12 protein-coding genes and 1 pseudogene are annotated in these 16,058 nt (G+C 62.0%); 5 read left to right on the top strand and 8 right to left on the bottom strand.

All coding sequences use genetic code 11. The features are described from left to right. Positions 1-37: 37 nt before the first annotated feature. Positions 38-589, top strand: a complete 552-nt coding sequence (locus ACN6NG_RS23010; protein WP_353457481.1) for a glutathione peroxidase — start codon at positions 38-40, stop codon at positions 587-589. 561 nt (positions 590-1,150) lie between these two features. Here the strand turns inward: ACN6NG_RS23010 and ACN6NG_RS23005 are convergent. After that, complete coding sequence (locus ACN6NG_RS23005) at positions 1,151-1,411, bottom strand: DUF2798 domain-containing protein (protein WP_016485290.1); 261 nt, start codon at positions 1,409-1,411, stop codon at positions 1,151-1,153. 115 nt (positions 1,412-1,526) lie between these two features. Between ACN6NG_RS23005 and ACN6NG_RS23000 the strand changes: the two genes are divergently transcribed. After that, positions 1,527-2,456 (top strand): LysR family transcriptional regulator, encoded by a 930-nt coding sequence (locus tag ACN6NG_RS23000; RefSeq protein ID WP_474316401.1) that lies wholly within the window; start codon positions 1,527-1,529, stop codon positions 2,454-2,456. Between the two features lie 42 nt (positions 2,457-2,498). Here the strand turns inward: ACN6NG_RS23000 and ACN6NG_RS22995 are convergent, their stop codons facing one another. The 3 genes from ACN6NG_RS22995 to ACN6NG_RS22985 form a co-directional block, all read right to left on the bottom strand. Then, positions 2,499-3,764 (bottom strand): OmpP1/FadL family transporter, encoded by a 1,266-nt coding sequence (locus ACN6NG_RS22995; protein ID WP_474316398.1) that lies wholly within the window; start codon positions 3,762-3,764, stop codon positions 2,499-2,501. A 147-nt stretch (positions 3,765-3,911) separates the two neighbouring features. Then, a complete protein-coding gene (locus ACN6NG_RS22990) occupies positions 3,912-4,394 on the bottom strand; it encodes a hypothetical protein (protein WP_016501084.1) in 483 nt (160 codons plus the stop codon). Between the two features lie 249 nt (positions 4,395-4,643). Further along, positions 4,644-4,868: a hypothetical protein gene (locus ACN6NG_RS22985; protein ID WP_474316393.1), complete on the bottom strand. Its 225-nt coding sequence runs from the start codon at positions 4,866-4,868 to the stop codon at positions 4,644-4,646. 945 nt (positions 4,869-5,813) lie between these two features. On the opposite strand from ACN6NG_RS22985, the pseudogene ACN6NG_RS22980 reads away from it, so the two are divergent. Together ACN6NG_RS22980 and ACN6NG_RS22975 are read left to right on the top strand one after the other, a co-directional pair. Beyond that, positions 5,814-6,152 (top strand): annotated as a pseudogene (locus ACN6NG_RS22980) (sel1 repeat family protein); the annotation flags it as partial. A gap of 180 nt (positions 6,153-6,332) precedes the next feature. After that, complete coding sequence (locus ACN6NG_RS22975) at positions 6,333-7,703, top strand: DNA recombination protein RmuC (RefSeq protein WP_353457475.1); 1,371 nt, start codon at positions 6,333-6,335, stop codon at positions 7,701-7,703. On the opposite strand, the gene ACN6NG_RS22970 is transcribed toward ACN6NG_RS22975, so the two are convergent. Further along, positions 7,675-11,154 (bottom strand): hybrid sensor histidine kinase/response regulator, encoded by a 3,480-nt coding sequence (locus tag ACN6NG_RS22970; RefSeq protein ID WP_016501080.1) that lies wholly within the window; start codon positions 11,152-11,154, stop codon positions 7,675-7,677. The two genes, ACN6NG_RS22975 and ACN6NG_RS22970, sit on opposite strands and share 29 nt — an antisense overlap. 125 nt (positions 11,155-11,279) lie before the next feature. Then, complete coding sequence (locus ACN6NG_RS22965) at positions 11,280-12,458, bottom strand: MFS transporter (RefSeq protein ID WP_353457471.1); 1,179 nt, start codon at positions 12,456-12,458, stop codon at positions 11,280-11,282. Between the two features lie 184 nt (positions 12,459-12,642). Between ACN6NG_RS22965 and ACN6NG_RS22960 the strand changes: the two genes are divergently transcribed. After that, positions 12,643-14,520 carry an MFS transporter gene (locus ACN6NG_RS22960; RefSeq protein ID WP_474316391.1) on the top strand — a complete coding sequence of 626 codons (1,878 nt, stop codon included), beginning with the start codon at positions 12,643-12,645 and terminating at the stop codon, positions 14,518-14,520. A gap of 9 nt (positions 14,521-14,529) precedes the next feature. Here ACN6NG_RS22960 and sugE read toward each other — a convergent pair whose 3' ends face one another. Then, positions 14,530-14,847, bottom strand: coding sequence for a quaternary ammonium compound efflux SMR transporter SugE (gene sugE, locus ACN6NG_RS22955; RefSeq protein WP_016501077.1), 318 nt, complete (start codon positions 14,845-14,847; stop codon positions 14,530-14,532). A gap of 130 nt (positions 14,848-14,977) precedes the next feature. Beyond that, positions 14,978-15,943: a bile acid:sodium symporter family protein gene (locus tag ACN6NG_RS22950; protein ID WP_353457473.1), complete on the bottom strand. Its 966-nt coding sequence runs from the start codon at positions 15,941-15,943 to the stop codon at positions 14,978-14,980. Positions 15,944-16,058 lie beyond the last annotated feature (115 nt).

Raw genomic sequence — 16,058 nt, 5'->3', positions numbered from 1 at the left:
TGCAAGCTCAAGGGTTGTCTAGCAGGAGAAACGAATCATGCGTGCTCATTGGTTGACAGTGCCGTTGTTGGCCGTGCTTGCCAGCGCTTCGAGCTGGGCTGCCGATTGCCCGGCGGTGTTGCAGGGCAGCCTGCCGGAATTGCGTGGCAAGGGGCAAGTCGACCTGTGCCAGCGCTTTGCCGGCAAGCCTTTGGTGGTGGTCAACACGGCCAGCTATTGTGGGTTTGCACCGCAGTTCGAGGGGCTTGAGTCGACGTACAAGGAGTATCACGAGCAAGGCCTGGAAATGCTTGGTGTGCCGTCCAATGACTTCAAGCAGGAAGATGCCGACAGCGAGAAGACTGCCAAGGTTTGCTATGCCAACTATGGCGTCACCTTCACGATGACCAAGACGCAGGCCGTTCGGGGCAAGGATGCGATACCGCTGTTCGCTGAGCTGGCTAGCCAGAGCAGTGCGCCGAAGTGGAATTTCTACAAGTATGTTGTCGATCGCAAGGGCAAGGTGATCGGTAACTTCTCCAGCCTCACCAAGCCGGATGATCCGGAATTCCGCGCAGCCATCGAGAAGGCCATCGCTTCGCAGCAGTAATCGGGCTGCTCTAGCTCTTGCCTCTGCCTCTGCCTTTGCTTCTGCTTCTGCTTCTAAGCGCGCGGTAGTTCAAGCGACGCAGATTGCGACTTCAGGAGGCCGAGCGCAGGGGCCGGAAGGGCGGAAAGGTGACTCAGCGCCACCTGCGCGAACGAATGTCTACACTTGTATCAAAGCGCACATCCTAAAAGCCAAGAAGCTTAAGTGGTGGTTTTGATATAGCGGATAGGCCATTTGCGATGGCGACGCTGACTCACCTTTTCGCCCTTACGGCGAGTCACTTTTTGTCAAACGCGACAAAAAGTAACCAAAAAACGCTGCGCTCCGATCATCCGGCCCCTGCGCTGCGCTCCGGGGTTCCCTCACTCCGGCCTCGCTCCCGGGAGGACCGCGCTGCAGGCCCCATCCTGGGGCCCAGCGCTTGACGGGCATCCATGCCCGTCACCTCCCTTCGCAAGGCCTGCGTTCGGCCTCCTGAAGTCGCGAAGATCAAAAGCAAGATCAAGATCAAGATCAAGATCAAGAACCGGAGCCGAAGGCGTGGCTCGGCTTCTGATTACTTCATTTTGCATGCACCGTAATCGCCACCAACCGCACCACCACCGGCCTGACCATCAACACGCAAACGAACGCCACTGGCATCGCCAATTGATAGGCCTTCAGCACATTGCTCAGGTACTGCGCAGTAACCCCGGCATTCGCCGCAGTGATCACGAAGCACATCAGCAGCGCCATGATCGACGACATGAAAAAGGCAAAAACGTAAGGCGTAGCACCCGGGTGCAATTTGCGTCGGCTGCGCGACTGGGACAGGTTGCTCATGTGAACTCCTGAAAGGTGAGTGGACGCGCAGGTTAACAATCCCCTCAGCCGCAGCTGTAGACCAGCCTCGCTGAGTTCTTTATAAAGAGATTCTTACGAATGCAAGAGCTCTCGCATGGACCTGCTCAACGCCATCCGCAGCTTCATCAAGGTGGTCGAGGCCGGCAGCATCGCCGGCGGCGCCCGTACCCTGGGCCTTAGCCCGGCAGCGGTCAGCCAGAACCTGGCGCGCCTGGAGGGCCATCTGCAGGTGCGCCTGCTCAGCCGTACCACCCGCAGCATGGCGCTGACGCCGGCGGGTACGCAGTATTATGAGCGTGTCAGGCATATCGAACGTGACCTGGCCCTGGCTGAGCAGGCCATCACTACACCAGACAGCGAACCCCAAGGGCGGCTTTGCATCGCCTCTACATCCGCGTTTGGCCGCCACGTGCTGGCGCCACTGATACCCGCTTTCAGTGCCCGCTACCCACTGCTTTCGATAGAGTTGGTAACGACTGATCGCCGGGTCAACCATGCCCGTGAAGACGTCGACGTAAGCCTGCGCATTGCACCGCAGCTGGAAGACCAGCTGTTGGCCAGGCATATCGCTCGGATCCCGTTCATTTGCTGTGCCTCGCCCGGGTATTTGCGAAGCGCCGGGGTGCCAGGCTCGCCCGAGGCATTGCGTGATCACCGTTGCCTGGTGTTCCGTTACCCGGTGGATGGGCGGTTTCTGCGCTGGGGTTTCATGCGCGATGGGCTGCGTTTTGAGGCGGAGTTCGGCAGTGTACTGATCAGCGACGACATCGACGCCCTGACCCAGATGGCGCTGCACGATGGCGGTATCACCCGCTTGGCCGAGTTCATGGTGCGACCGCACCTGGCCAGCGGTGCGCTGGTGCCGTTGTTCGAGTACAGCGACAGTGGCCAGGCCTACGCCCAGACCGAACCAATGGACATCTACCTGTGCCTGGCCGACCGTTTCGCCATGACCGCGAAAGTGCGTGTGTTCATGGACTACCTGCGTGAATGCCTGGGGGACAGTTGGCAGGTGCAGACATGAAAAAACCGCCACGAGGGCGGTTTTTAATGGGGTACGTACGAATCAGAATCGGTAGGTGAGGGATGCACCGATACCGTGAGCGCTGTTTTCGTACTTGGCCTGGTAGCTGCCCTTGGTCGCGCTTACCTGATTGACCTTGGTGTCTTCTTCCCACAGGTAGGAATAGGCCACGTCGATGGTCATATCGTCGGTCGGGCTCCAGCCGGCACCCAGGCTTAACACCTTGCGGTCGCCCGTCGGGATACGTGGTGAACGGTCATGGTTGTTGGTCGGCGACTGGTCGACGGTGAAGCCGGTGCGCAGCACCCACTCCTTGTTGACCTTGTACGACGCACCAATGGCGTGGGCCCAGGTGTCATGCCAGTTCTGTTCTTCGGTGATGGTCTGGAACGCCGAACCTGCCAATGGCGCCGGGACATCGTTCTGCACGGTGATGTCTTTCAGGCGGCTCCAGCGGGTCCAGGTGCTGCCTGCATACAGGGTCCACTGGTCGTCGAGTTCGTGGGTAACCGAGAAGTCGACCGATTCCGGCGTCTTGATCTTCAGCGAGGCGTCGAACTTGTTGCCGTTGAACGGCCCGATCAGCGGGGTGCTGACGCGGGTCTTGCCCTCGAGCTTGTAGTCGACCATCGAGTGGTAGGTCAGACCGAGGCGGGTGCTGTCGGTAGCCTGTACCAGGATGCCGATGTTGTAACCAACGGCGGTATCGTCGCCCTTGATTTTCACTTCGCCATCGTTGCGGCCGGGGGTGAACGGGTTGATCAGGCTCGAACCCAGTTCACCCTTGATGCGGTTGATGGTAGGGCCGAAACCGATCGAGACCTTGTCATTGAAGGCGTAGCTGACGGTTGGCTGGAACGTGACTACCTCTACGTGGCTCTTCTTGCCCCAGTAGCGTGCGGCATCATCGCTGCCGTAGTCGGTTACCAGGCCGAACGGTACATAGACACCGAAGCCGACGCTCCAGTGGTCGTCGATCGGCTTGACGTAGTAACCCATGGGGACGCCAACGAGAGGCACCATGTCACCATCGGTTTCCCCCCCGAGGTTGCTGCCCCGGCCCGAGATGTCGGACTTGGCGATGACGGCAGCGCCGCCCACGGTGAATTGTTCGCGTTTGAGGCGAGACATGCCGGCCGGGTTGCCAAACACGGTGCTGGCATCTTCGGCAGAAGAAGAACGTCCCGCGAAACCTGTCCCCATGCTGCTGATGCTTTGTTCGTTCAGGGCGAAGCCTGCAGCGAACACTTGGCTGGATGCCACGGCAACAGCGACGGCGAGGGAGGTTTTGAGCATTACTTTTTTCATTATTAGAAAACTCCTTGGGATCTCCGGGGCGAAAAGCTACCAACAAATCACGCACCGCGCCATAGCCTCAATCGCAGAAGATAGAGCGGTTTTGTAGGACAATCCGACCAAAATTCCCTTTTTTCCGGTAATGCTGTAGGACGATTCTTAAGATACCTGTCGCAATCTCTGATCTATGCAGGTCTGCCAGGCATGAGTGAAGTCGCGCAAGCGACCTTGGGGGTGGAAAATCTGACGCCATATCCGTGCCAATGCCAACAGGTCGTCAGCGGCAGGCAGTGGTGTGGCCTGCTCTTCGATGAGCATCCAGGCAATGGCTGTGGAATAGCGCAGGTTTACGGTGAGTTCCAGGTGCGGGCCGCCGAGGAAGGCGTGCTGGCTTGCCAGGCCGCGCACAAGGCTGGCCAGGTCGGGGTCGCGGGCCAGGTAATCATCCCAGAGCGCCTGGTGACGGTGTTCGCCAATGCGGTAAAGGCCGTGCCCGCGTCGGTCATGCAAGGCGGACCCGAGCGCCGACTGGCTGGCCGCAATGCCCAATAGCAGGGCTTCCGCGCTGGCACAGTGACGGTTCAGGTAGACCAGGGTGGGTCGGATCACATACTGACACAATTCATTCGCCGCAATACCCATGATGCCCTCGAGCAATTAAGGGCCGGACGGGCGCTGGAGCTTGGCAGCTGGTGAATGATCAGGCCCGCCGGAAGCGGCAAGCACCGCTCGAGTTGAAGTGTAGTGTGATAATCGTGGTGTAAAGATCTGTTTTTAAATCGATTGCTGCCTGACGTACCGGGCTATATGCCCGTAGGCAATTACGCCAAGAACGTTCAGGCAGGCTTGCGATGGGATGATTCAGCGCTTGAATGCCCCGGTATTCGCCACTCACGCGGTGAGCGATTGGCGAGTCCGGGCGATGACCGCCTGCAGCGGTTCATTGCGGCTGTACTGTTCATGGTACAGGCGCTCGGTGTGGCAGGCGACGCCATGTTCGTCTACCAGGGTGAAGCTGAAGCTGCCCTTGCGTGGGGCAACGATATGGCACTTCAACGGCGAGAAGGCCTGGGAGAGGGTGCCAATGGCAGCCTGAATCTGATGATGAGTTTGCATATTGTTGGAGGTTCCTGCTTTAAACACGGGAGATATGATCCGTGCATGATAGAAACGTTCCAGTGACGCCTTTATTAAGGGGCGAACGAACCTGACTGGAACAAAGCAGCCAGAGAGAGCGCAATCAAAAGTGGGCGCTTGGGCTGACTGGTAGGTACTTCGGAAGGCAGGCAGCACGTCGGGGCCAAGGTTCTAGGCCGTCGGGTGGAATCCTGATCAATCTGTCACGTGATTCGTGCTTGAGCAGCCTGAGGCTGGCGAGTGAATCATCGAATGGGCAATCCTGCTTCAGCAGCGCACTCTTGGGAAAGTGGGTCTGCAAGGATGTTGTGGCCCGAATTGACTTTCAGCTTGGTACTAACGAGGCGCACCTTACCGGAAATACCGGCGCTTGGCAAGCACTACGTTTGTTCAGGTGAGCCGAGCAGTATGGCGCGTATTTGTACCGCTGTGAAGAGGGGGCAAATAGCCCGCACACGGGCGGATGTGCCCATTTCGTGCACTCATATGAGGGATCATGGTGCACTTGTTCACATTCGGGGCAAGGGTTGTAACAGGCCGGCAACAGGCTGCAACGGCCTCGCCAATGCCTTGACTAGGCGGTTAAGTCAATGAAAAAAAACACTATTTTCAGCTGGTGAAAAAATCGTCAGTTTGAGACAAAGCCCCAATTCACGGGGCTTTGCGGGGTGTGCAAGGGGGTTGTCCACCGAGTTATCCACAGGAACTGTGGATTGTCCCGGGCGCTTGCTCTAGAACGGGCGTGCCAGCAGTGCAGTGAACTGTCCGACAATCGACATGCCCCGACAGACCGGGTGGTCATCCACTCGAAAACGTCAAGAAAAGATCATTGAAATATTTTTTCAATTCTCCATAAATCGACAGTTCACAGCGAAAAAAAAAGAGTAGAGTGGCGCGCCTTTCGAGTTGCCAAACCTGTTGCTCATGAAGTTTCGCGGTAAACACCTCGCCAGCCCTGCAGCATCGACGCCTCCTTCCGAGCGCTTTTCCTTGAAAGTGGCCTTGTGGCTGCTCGATAGCCCGCGCCTGGGCGACAAGCCCCAGGTCAAGCACCTGGCCGGGCGCCTGCTCAAGCAGCCGGCGCGTCAGGGCGTGGTGGTGGCACAGAGCCGCTTGGGGCAGATGCTGTGCCGCGATTGTGGCAACGCCCGTGACCGGCGTATTGGCCACGAACTGCTGCGCCAGGCAGCCCGCGCCGGTGACCGGCGGGCACAGCTGGAGTATGCGCGGCTGTGCCAGCAAAACGATCCGGACCAGGCGAAGTAATGCTCCGACAAGCCTCAGGCTGATAAGCTGCACTCAAATTGCATCAGCGTGATCGGGGTAAGCATGACAGTGGATCTGGCCAGCATTCTGCTGGGCTTGGTGGCAGGTGCTTTACCCTGTCTTTTTTGGGTCATGCAGGTGCAGCGCCGGCAGGGCGCACGGCAAGGCGAGCAGGCCTTGCTCGAAGAGCGCCTCAACGCAGCCCTACTGGCCCAGGCCGGCCTGCAGGCGCAGCTTGAGGCCAGCCGCGACGAAGTCAGCGACCTCAGCGAAGCCAACACCGTCAAGCAGGCCCAACTGGCCGCCCAGGGCCGTGAACTGGAACTGCTGCAGATCGACCGCGACAACGCCCGTGACGCTGCCCACGCCTGGAGCCTGGAGCGCGCCAACCGTGAAGCCGAGCTGCGTCGTCTGGAGTCTCAGGGTGCGCGCCTGGAGGCTGAACTGCGTGAGCAACAAGAAAGCCATCAGCAGCGCCTGGAAGACCTGCAGGAAGCCCGCGACACCCTGCGCGCCCAGTTCGCCGACATGGCCACCAAGATCTTCGACGAGCGCGAGCAACGCTTCGCCCAAACCAGCCAGCAGCACTTGGGCCAGTTGCTCGACCCGCTCAAGGAGCGTATCCAGTCCTTCGAAAAACGCGTCGAAGAAAGCTATCAGCAGGAAGCCCGCGAACGCTTTTCCCTGGGCAAAGAGCTTGAGCGCCTGCAACAGCTCAACCTGCGCCTGTCCGACGAAGCCACCAACCTGACCCAGGCCCTCAAAGGCCAGAAAACCCAGGGCAACTGGGGCGAGCTGATCCTCGAGCGGGTGTTGGAACATGCTGGCCTGGAAAAAGGCCGCGAATACCAGACCCAGGTCAGCCTCAAGAGCGCTGAGGGCGAGCGTTTCCAGCCCGATGTGCTGATCATGCTGCCCGGCGACAAACAGGTGGTGGTGGACGCCAAGGTCAGCCTTACGGCTTACCAGCAGTTTGTCGCCAACAACGACGAGGCCGCGCTCAAACAGCACGTGCAGTCGCTGCGCAGCCACGTCAAAGGCTTGTCGAGCAAGGACTACAACCGCCTCGAAGGCCTGCACAGCCTGGATTTCGTGCTGCTGTTCGTGCCCATCGAAGCGGCCTTCTCGGCAGCCCTGCAGGCCGAGCCGAATCTGTTCCAGGAAGCCTTCGACCGGCATATCGTGATCGTCAGCCCTACCACCCTGCTGGCTACCTTGCGGGTGATCGACAGCCTGTGGAAACAGGAGCGCCAGGGCCAGAACGCCCGGGAAATTGCCGAGCGCGCCGGCTGGCTTTATGACAAGTTCGTGCTGTTCATCCAGGACCTGGACGAGCTGGGCAGCCGCCTGCAACAGGTGGACAAGGCTTATGCCGCTGCCCGTAACAAGCTGTGCGAAGGGCGCGGCAACCTGGTCAGCCGCAGCGAACAGCTGAAGCTGCTGGGCGCCCGCGCCAGCAAGAGCCTGCCGGCAGACTTGCTGGAGCGGGCGCTGTCCGATGAGGTGCCGGACCCCGCAGTTACTGAACCTGGCTCAGATGGCGATTGAGCATGGCGCGCAAGGCTGCCGGCTTGACCGGTTTGGCCAGGTAATCCAGGCCTGCCGCATGCACCATGGCGATGGTTTCCTTGCTGCCGTCGGCGCTGATTACCACGCCGGGCACCGGTTCACCCAGGCGCGCACGTAGCCAGCCCATCAGCCCGGTGCCGGTCTCACCGTCATCCAGGTGGTAGTCGACCAGTGCCAGATGCGGGCGCATGCCCTTGGCCAGCAGTGCTTCGCATTCGGCCTGGTTGCGCGCGGTCCATACCTGGCAGCCCCAGCGGCTGAGCAGGCTGTTCATGCCAATCAGGATGCTGTCTTCGTTGTCCACGCACAGCACTTGCAGCCCGGCCAGCGGCTGGCCGCCCTGTTGTTCAGCGGGGGCGCTTGGCGCCGGGGCGGCCTGGCGGGCAATCGGCACGCTCACGCGGAACACCGTGCCTTTGCCCGGCCACGACCGCACTTCCAGCGGGTGCCCCAGCACCCGGCACAGGCCGTCGGCAATTGCCAGGCCAAGGCCCAGGCCTTTCTCGGCGCGTGTCTGGTGACTGTCCAGGCGCTTGAACTCCTGGAAGATCACTTGCAGCTTGTCGTCGGCGATGCCCGGGCCACGGTCCCACACCTCCAGCCACAGGCGCTCGCCCTGGCGGCGCGCGCCCAGCAGGATCGGGCTCTTGCCGTAGCGCAGGGCATTGGTGAGGAAGTTCTGCAGTACCCGGCGCAGGAGCTTCATGTCGCTGTCCACCCGCAGGCGGCTGCCACGCAGGCGGAACTCCAGGTTTTTCTCGGCCGCCAGCACCTTGAACTCGGCACCCAGCGTGTCGAACAGTTCGTTGAGGGCGAAGGGCTTGGCGTCTGGGGTGATCTTGCCGTTTTCCAGGCGCGAGATGTCCAGCAGGTCGCTGATCAGTTCTTCGGCCGAGCGTAGCGAGCTGTCCATGTGCTGCACCAGCTGCTGGGCCTCTTCGTTCATGCCCTCCGCCTGCTGCGACAGGGCGGCGGAGAACAGCCGGGCGGCGTTCAGGGGTTGCATCAGGTCGTGGCTGACCGCAGCCAGAAAGCGGGTCTTGGACTTGCTGACCGCTTCGGCCTGGCTCTTGGCTTCTGACAACGCCTGGTTCAGTTGCGACAGTTCGCGGGTGCGCTCGGCCACCCGTTGTTCCAGGCCTTCGTTGGCATCGCGCAGGGCCTGCTCGGCCTCGCGGAACGGGGTGATGTCGGTGAAGCTCATGACGAAGCCGCCACCCGGCATCGGGTTGCCGATCAGCTCGATCACCCGGCCATTGGGGAAGAGCCGTTCGGAAGAATGCGCGCGGCCTTGGCGCATCCAGTGCAGGCGCCGCGCCACATGCACCTGCGCTTCGCCCGGGCCGCACAGGCCGCGCTCGGCGTTGTAGCGGATGATGTCGGCAATCGGCCGGCCCACGCTGATCAGCCCGTCGGGGTAGTTGAACAGCTCCAGGTAGCGACGGTTCCAGGCCACCAGGTGCAGGTTCTGGTCGACCACGCTGATGCCCTGGTTGATGTTCTCGATGGCGCCTTGCAGCAGCGCGCGGTTGAACTGCAGCACCTCGCTGGCTTCGTCGGCAATGCGTACCACGTCTTCCAGCTGCATGTCGCGGCCTTCGATGGCGGCCTTGACCACGGCGCGGGTCGACGAGGTCCCGAGCACCCCGGCCAGCAGGCGTTCGGTGTGTTCGATCCAGTCGCCGTCGGCATTCTGGTTGGGGTTGAAGCCCTTGCCTTGGCGGTAGGCAAAGCGGATGAAGCTCTGCCGGGCGCGTTCCTCACCGACAAAACGCGAAGCCAGGGTCAGCAGGTCGTCGATCTGCACCGCCAGCAGTGGCTTGCTGCTGGGGCGGGCGCTGGTCTGCTGGCCGATGAAGCGCCCGGCCTGCCAGTGTTCGGAAACCCGTGTGCGCGACAGTACCGAAACCCAGGCGAACAGGGTGAAGTTGCCTGCCAGCGACAGCACCACCCCTTGGGTCAGCGGGCTGATCGGCAGGCCCAGCGGGTTGCCATGCAGCCAAGCCAGCCCTGGGAACAGCTGCAGTGACCAGCCCAGGCTGTGCGCGGCAATCGGCAGGACCAAGGTGTAGAACCACAGGAAGATACCTGCCGCCAGGCCGGCAAACACGCCGCGGCGGTTGGCCTGCTTCCAGTACAGCGCGCCGAGCATGGCCGGGGTGAGCTGGGTGACGGCGGCGAAGGCGATCTGGCCGATGGTTGCCAGGCTGGCGGTGGAGCCCAGCAGGCGGTAGCTGACGTAGGCCAGCAGCAGGATCACCACGATGGTTACCCGGCGTACCGAGAGCATCCAGTGGCGGAACGCCTCGAACGGCCGCTCGGCGTTGTTGCGCCGCAGCAGCCAGGGCAGCAGCATGTCGTTGGACACCATGGTCGACAGCGCCACCGCTTCGACGATGACCATGCCGGTGGCTGCCGAAGCGCCGCCAATGAATGCCAGCAGGGCCAGGCTCGGATGCGCCTCGGCCAGTGGCAGGCTGATGACGAACGAGTCGGAGATCACCGTCCCCGGCAGCAGCATCTGCCCGGCCAGGGCAATCGGCACCACGAACAGCGCGGCCAGCGCCAGGTACATCGGGAACACCCAGCGCGCCAGGCGCATGTCCTGGGGCTCGATGTTCTCCACCACGGTGACGTGAAACTGCCGCGGCAGGCAGATGATCGCCATCATCGCCACAGCGGTTTGCACCACCATCGACGGCCAGTTGATGGTCTCTTGCCAATAGTCCTGCAAGTGGATCGACTGGCGAGCCTGGCTGAACAGGTCGTCAAAGCCGTCATACAGGTTGAAGACGACGAAAATGCCCACGGCCAGGAAGGCCAGCAACTTGATCAGCGATTCGAAGGCAATCGCCAATACCATGCCCCGGTGGTGTTCGGTCACGTCCAGGCTGCGGGTGCCGAACACGATGGCAAACAGTGCCAGCACCAGTGACACCACCAGCGCGGTGTCCTGCACGCGGGTGCCAGTGGCGTCGGCGTTGGCCCCGATCAGCAGGTTGACGCCCAGCACGATGCCTTTGAGCTGCAGGGCGATGTACGGCAGCACACCGACCAGGCAAATCAGCGCCACCACCACCGCCAGGGTTTGCGACTTGCCGTAGCGTGCGGCGATGAAGTCGGCGATTGAGGTGATGTTCTGCTGTTTGCTGATCAGCACCATCTTCTGCAGCACCCAGGGCGCGAAGACCATCAGCAACACCGGGCCCAGGTAGATCGGCAGGAATGCCCAGAGCTGTTCGGCAGCCTGGCCGACGGCGCCGAAGAAGGTCCAGCTGGTGCAGTAAACGGCCAGCGACAAACTGTACACCCAGGCGCGCAGTTTCGGCGGCAACGGCGTGCTGCGGCGGTCACCATAGAAGGCGATGGCGAACATGACGGCCATATAGGCCAGGGCGACCACGGCGATCAGCCCGCTGGACAACGACATGAAGACTCCGAAGCAAAAAATATAACGCGGTCCCGATCAACCAGTCTGGCACGCAGGCGCCGCTTCGTCAGCGCAGACGATGGTTGTAGGCGAGAGCTTGCTCGCGATTGATCTGAAACAAAACATCAATTTTTTCGAGTGCCCAACCCGTAAAACACCCCTGCCAGCAACACCGACAACACCAGCAGGTAGAAGATTGCCCCCGGCCACAGGTGCACCAGGGCAAACCCCACCATCACCGGCCCCAGCGCCGCCCCCAGGTTGGACAGGTTCTGCGCGCCGTAATACACCCCGCGCAAGTGCTCCGGGGCGATCAGGTCGATGAACATGTATTCGGCAGGGATCACGATGATCTCGCCCAGGGTGAACACCAGCATCGCCAGGCACCAGGCCAGCATCGAGCCTGCCAACGAGAAGCCCAGCAGCCCTGCGATGAACAGGGCCATGCCGGCCAGCAACCAGGGCATCAGGTGCTGACGGCTGATGCGTCGGCCAATCAGGTACTGCAGGGCAATCACCGTCACCGCGTTGGTGGTGACCAGGTAGCCGACCAGCCGCGCCGCTTGCGTAGGGCTGCTGGTTACCACCAGGTACTGCGACAGGTAGGCGGTGAACTGGCCGAATACCACTGCGCTCAGCACCCCGCCCAGGGTGAAATACACCAGCCGGCGGTCACGCGCCAGCCCCAGCGCCACCTGGCCGAAGCCGGCCGCAGGCTTGTCCGGTGCGCTCGCCTGCAGGTCACGGTCGCCAAGGCGCCAGTAGGCCAGGCACATGCCCAGGCCAAGCAGGGCCGAGGCGATGAACGGCATGTGGTCGTCCAGTTCCAGCATGGCGACCCCCAGCAGCGGGCCGGCGGCGTAGCCGACGTTGCTGAGGGTGTACTTGATGGCGAACACCTCGGCCCGCTCTTCCACTGGCAGCAAGGCACAGAAGCCTGCCTTGGCGGCGATGTCGACCACTGCAAGCGTCAGGTTGATCAGCACCAGGCACAAAAAGAACAGCAGCGCCGATTCACTGACGACCGCGGCGACGAAGGCCAGGGCGAACAGCAGGGTGCTGGCGCTGACCAGCGTGTGGTTGCGCAAGGTGTCGACCAGATGGCCGCCATACAGGCTCAGCAGCGAAGCGATGATCAGCGCGCCACCTATCAGCAGGCCGATCTGGCTGATCGGCAGCTGGAAGTTGTCGGCCAGGTACACCACCAGGTAGGGCAGGGTAAGGGCGCGGGCGACCGTGAGGGTGAAGGTGGTCAGCAGTAGCAGGCGTACGGTGTGCGGGTAGCGTTTCAGGGCGGCGAGCATTACCACGTCCTTGTTGTTCTGGTTTGCCGAACACAAGCATAAGCCACATAGGGCACCTGCAGGAGCGCCTCGGCTGCTTCTGCAAAAAGCGTGTAGGCTTGCCAGCCAAGGCATTTCCCATGCAGATTTGTGGCCTGACGTGCCCGGCGCGCCTCCAATTGAAAAGCCCTCAGGACCAAGGACGATGAGTCACTCCTCGCAATTCACATTGCTCGGCAAGCGGCGCTTCCTGCCGTTTTTCATCACCCAGTCGCTGGGTGCCTTCAACGACAACCTGTTCAAGCAATCGCTGATCCTGGCGATCCTGTTCAAACTTAGCCTGGGCGACGGTGACCGTTCGATCTGGGTCAACCTGTGCGCCTTGCTGTTCATCCTGCCGTTCTTTCTGTTTTCGGCGCTGGGCGGGCAGTTTGGCGAAAAGTTCGCCAAGGACGCGCTGATCCGTGCGATCAAGCTGGCCGAGATCGTCATCATGGCAATCGGTGCGCTTGGCTTCATCACCAACCACCTGGCGCTGATGCTGGTGGCGCTGTTCGGCATGGGTACCCACTCGGCGCTGTTCGGCCCGGTGAAGTACTCGATCCTGCCGCAGGCCCTGCGCGAGGAGGAACTGGTCGGCGGTAACGGGCTGGTGGAAACCGGCACCTTCCTCGCTATCCTGGCCGGCACCATCGGCGCCGGCGTGATGATGTCGGCCGACAGCTATGCCACGGTGGTGGCCGGCGGCGTGGTCGGCACTGCGGTGCTCGGCTACCTGGCCAGCCGCTGGATCCCGCGGGCCGCTGCCGCCTCGCCGAGCATGCCGCTGGACTGGAACATCTTCAGGCAGTCGTGGGCGATCCTGCGCATGGGCCTGGGGCAGCCGCCCGCCGTATCGCGCTCGATCGTGGGTAACTCGTGGTTCTGGTTTGTCGGTGCCATCTACCTCACGCAGATCCCGGCCTACGCCAAGGACTGGCTGCACGGCGATGGCACGGTGGTCACCCTGGTGCTGACGCTGTTCTCGGTGGGCATTGCCCTGGGGTCGTTGCTGTGTGAGAGGCTTAGCGGGCGCAAGGTAGAGATCGGCCTGGTGCCGTTCGGCTCGTTCGGCCTGACCCTGTTCGGCCTGCTGTGGTGGTGGCACTCCGGCGATGTGCCGGCTGCAGCTGCGCCGCACGACTGGCTGGCGCTGCTGGGCATAGGCCACGCCTGGTGGATCCTGCTGTCGATCGTGGGCCTTGGCGTGTTCGGTGGCTTCTACATTGTGCCGCTGTATGCGCTGATTCAGGCACGCACGGCCGAAGACCAGCGCGCCCGGGTGATTGCGGCCAACAACATCCTCAATGCCTTGTTCATGGTGGTGTCGGCGGTGCTTACCATCATCCTGATGGGGCTTGCCGAACTGAGCATCCCGCAGCTGTTCCTGGTGGTGTCGCTGCTTAATATCGCGGTCAACGCCTACATCTTCAGGATCGTGCCCGAGTTCACCATGCGCTTCCTGATCTGGCTGCTCAGCCATTCGATGTACCGCGTGCAGCACCGCGACCTTGAGCGCATCCCCGACGAAGGCGCGGCGCTGCTGGTGTGCAACCACGTGTCGTTCGTTGATGCATTGCTGCTGGGAGGAGCAATCCGCCGGCCGATCCGCTTTGTGATGTATTACAAGATCTACAACCTGCCAGTGCTCAACTTCGTGTTCCGCACCGCAGGCGCCATCCCGATTGCCGGTCGCAACGAAGACCCCGCCACGTACGAACGTGCGTTCGCGCGCATTGCCAAGTACCTGGCCGATGGAGAGCTGGTGTGCATCTTCCCGGAGGGCAAGTTGACCGGCGATGGTGAGATCGATGTGTTCAAGGGCGGCGTCAACCGCATCCTCGAAGAAACACCGGTGCCGGTGATCCCGCTGGCTTTGCAAGGGCTGTGGGGCAGCTTCTTCAGCCGCGACCCGGCCAAGGGCTTCTTCAGGCGCCTGTGGTCGCGGGTGACCATCGTGGCGGGCGCCGCCATCCCGGTGGAGGCAGCGCAGCCGGAGCTGTTGCGTGAGCAGGTCAGCCGCCTGCGCGGTGACCTGCGATAGGGGAGGGGGTTAGCTGGCGCTGACTTTCAGGCCGACCAGGCCACAGATGATCAGCGCCACACTGACCAGCCGCACCAGGGCCATGGACTCGCCGAACAGGATGATCCCGGCGATGACTGTGCCGACTGCGCCAACACCGGTCCAGATGGCATAGGCAGTGCCCAGCGGCAATTCTTTCATGGCCAGGCCCAGCAGGCCCAGGCTGATGACCATGGCGCCGACCGTGAGTACGGTGGGAATCGGTTTGCTGAAACCGTCGGTGTATTTCAGGCCGACGGCCCAGCCGACCTCGAACAGGCCGGCGAAGAACAGGATGATCCAGGACATGAGTGTGTCTCCATCGTTTGAATGATGGGGCCGTCCCCGGAATGGTCACGCGGTGCGTCGTGAGGCCGTCCTCACAGTGGGCACTATGGTGCACACCTGCAGGGTTCGAGGCAAGCCCGTACAGGCACCCTCAATGGCTGGCAGGCTCCACTTCTTCAGCCTCCACCGCAGGCTCATCCATGCGCCGGAACCAGGTCGACAGCAGCGCCCCGGAAATATTATGCCAAACACTGAACAACGCACTGGGCACTGCCGCCAATGGCGAAAAGTGCGCCGCCGCCAGCGCCGCCCCCAGCCCGGAGTTCTGCATCCCCACCTCCAGCGCCAGCGACTTGCGTTGGGCCAGCGGCAACTTGCACAGCTTGCCGGTCAGGTACCCCAGCAAATAACCAAAGCTGTTGTGCAGCATTACCACCGCCATGATCAACAGCCCCGATTCGGCGATCTTCGCCTGGCTGGCCGCCACCACCGCGCACACGATCATCACGATGCTCACCACCGACACCAGCGGCAGTACCTGCACCGCCGCCTGCACCCGGGCACCGAGCAGGCGCTGGGCCAGCACGCCGAGCACGATCGGCAGCATCACCAGCTGCAGGATCGACCAGAACATGTCCATGAAGGACACCGGCAACCAGGCCGACGCCAGGAACCAGATCAGCGCCGGGGTCAGCAGTGGTGCCAGCAGCGTGGTGACTGCAGCAATCGCCACGGCCAGCGCCAGGTCACCACGCGACAGCCAGACCATCACGTTCGAGGCGGTGCCGCTCGGGCAGCAGCCGACCAGGATCACGCCCACGGCAATTTCCGGCGGCAGGTGGAACAGCTGGCACAGCAGCCAGGCCATGCCCGGCATGATCACGAAGTGCGCGACCACCCCCAGCATCACCCGCCAGGGCTGGCGGGCGAGGGCGGCGAAGTCGTCAAGTTTGAGGGTGAGGCCCATGCCGAACATCACCAGCCCAAGCAGCGGCACGATGGCGACCTTCAGGGCGATGAACCATTGCGGTAGCAAAAAGGCCAGCACGGCAAACACCAGCACCCACAGGGCGAAGGTATTGCCGACGAAGCGGCTTAAGGCGGCGAGGGCACGCATGGGGCAATTCCTTTTCTACTTATAGCTTTGTGAATTTCCACGGCCCTGTCGCCGGCAAGCCAGCTCCCACAGGTACGCCACAGGTTCTGAAAACCGTGGCGTACCTGTGGGAGCT

The organism is Pseudomonas sp. TSO6 (genome assembly GCF_056098905.1).
The sequence above is the reverse complement of the archived record's forward strand: the minus strand, read 5'-3'. Positions and strand labels throughout refer to the sequence as shown.

Bases quoted from the DNA above. Each gene is read 5' to 3' on its own strand.
- ACN6NG_RS22990 (WP_016501084.1), bottom strand. From the start codon at position 4,394: ATGGGTATTGCGGCGAATGAATTGTGTCAGTATGTGATCCGACCCACC.
- ACN6NG_RS23005 (WP_016485290.1), bottom strand. From the start codon at position 1,411: ATGAGCAACCTGTCCCAGTCGCGCAGCCGACGCAAATTGCACCCGGGT.
- ACN6NG_RS22985 (WP_474316393.1), bottom strand. From the start codon at position 4,868: ATGCAAACTCATCATCAGATTCAGGCTGCCATTGGCACCCTCTCCCAG.
- ACN6NG_RS22960 (WP_474316391.1), top strand. From the start codon at position 12,643: ATGAGTCACTCCTCGCAATTCACATTGCTCGGCAAGCGGCGCTTCCTG.
- ACN6NG_RS22965 (WP_353457471.1), bottom strand. From the start codon at position 12,458: ATGCTCGCCGCCCTGAAACGCTACCCGCACACCGTACGCCTGCTACTG.
- ACN6NG_RS23000 (WP_474316401.1), top strand. From the start codon at position 1,527: ATGGACCTGCTCAACGCCATCCGCAGCTTCATCAAGGTGGTCGAGGCC.
- ACN6NG_RS22995 (WP_474316398.1), bottom strand. From the start codon at position 3,764: ATGAAAAAAGTAATGCTCAAAACCTCCCTCGCCGTCGCTGTTGCCGTG.
- ACN6NG_RS22950 (WP_353457473.1), bottom strand. From the start codon at position 15,943: ATGCGTGCCCTCGCCGCCTTAAGCCGCTTCGTCGGCAATACCTTCGCC.
- sugE (WP_016501077.1), bottom strand. From the start codon at position 14,847: ATGTCCTGGATCATCCTGTTCTTCGCCGGCCTGTTCGAGGTCGGCTGG.
- ACN6NG_RS23010 (WP_353457481.1), top strand. From the start codon at position 38: ATGCGTGCTCATTGGTTGACAGTGCCGTTGTTGGCCGTGCTTGCCAGC.
- ACN6NG_RS22970 (WP_016501080.1), bottom strand. From the start codon at position 11,154: ATGTCGTTGTCCAGCGGGCTGATCGCCGTGGTCGCCCTGGCCTATATG.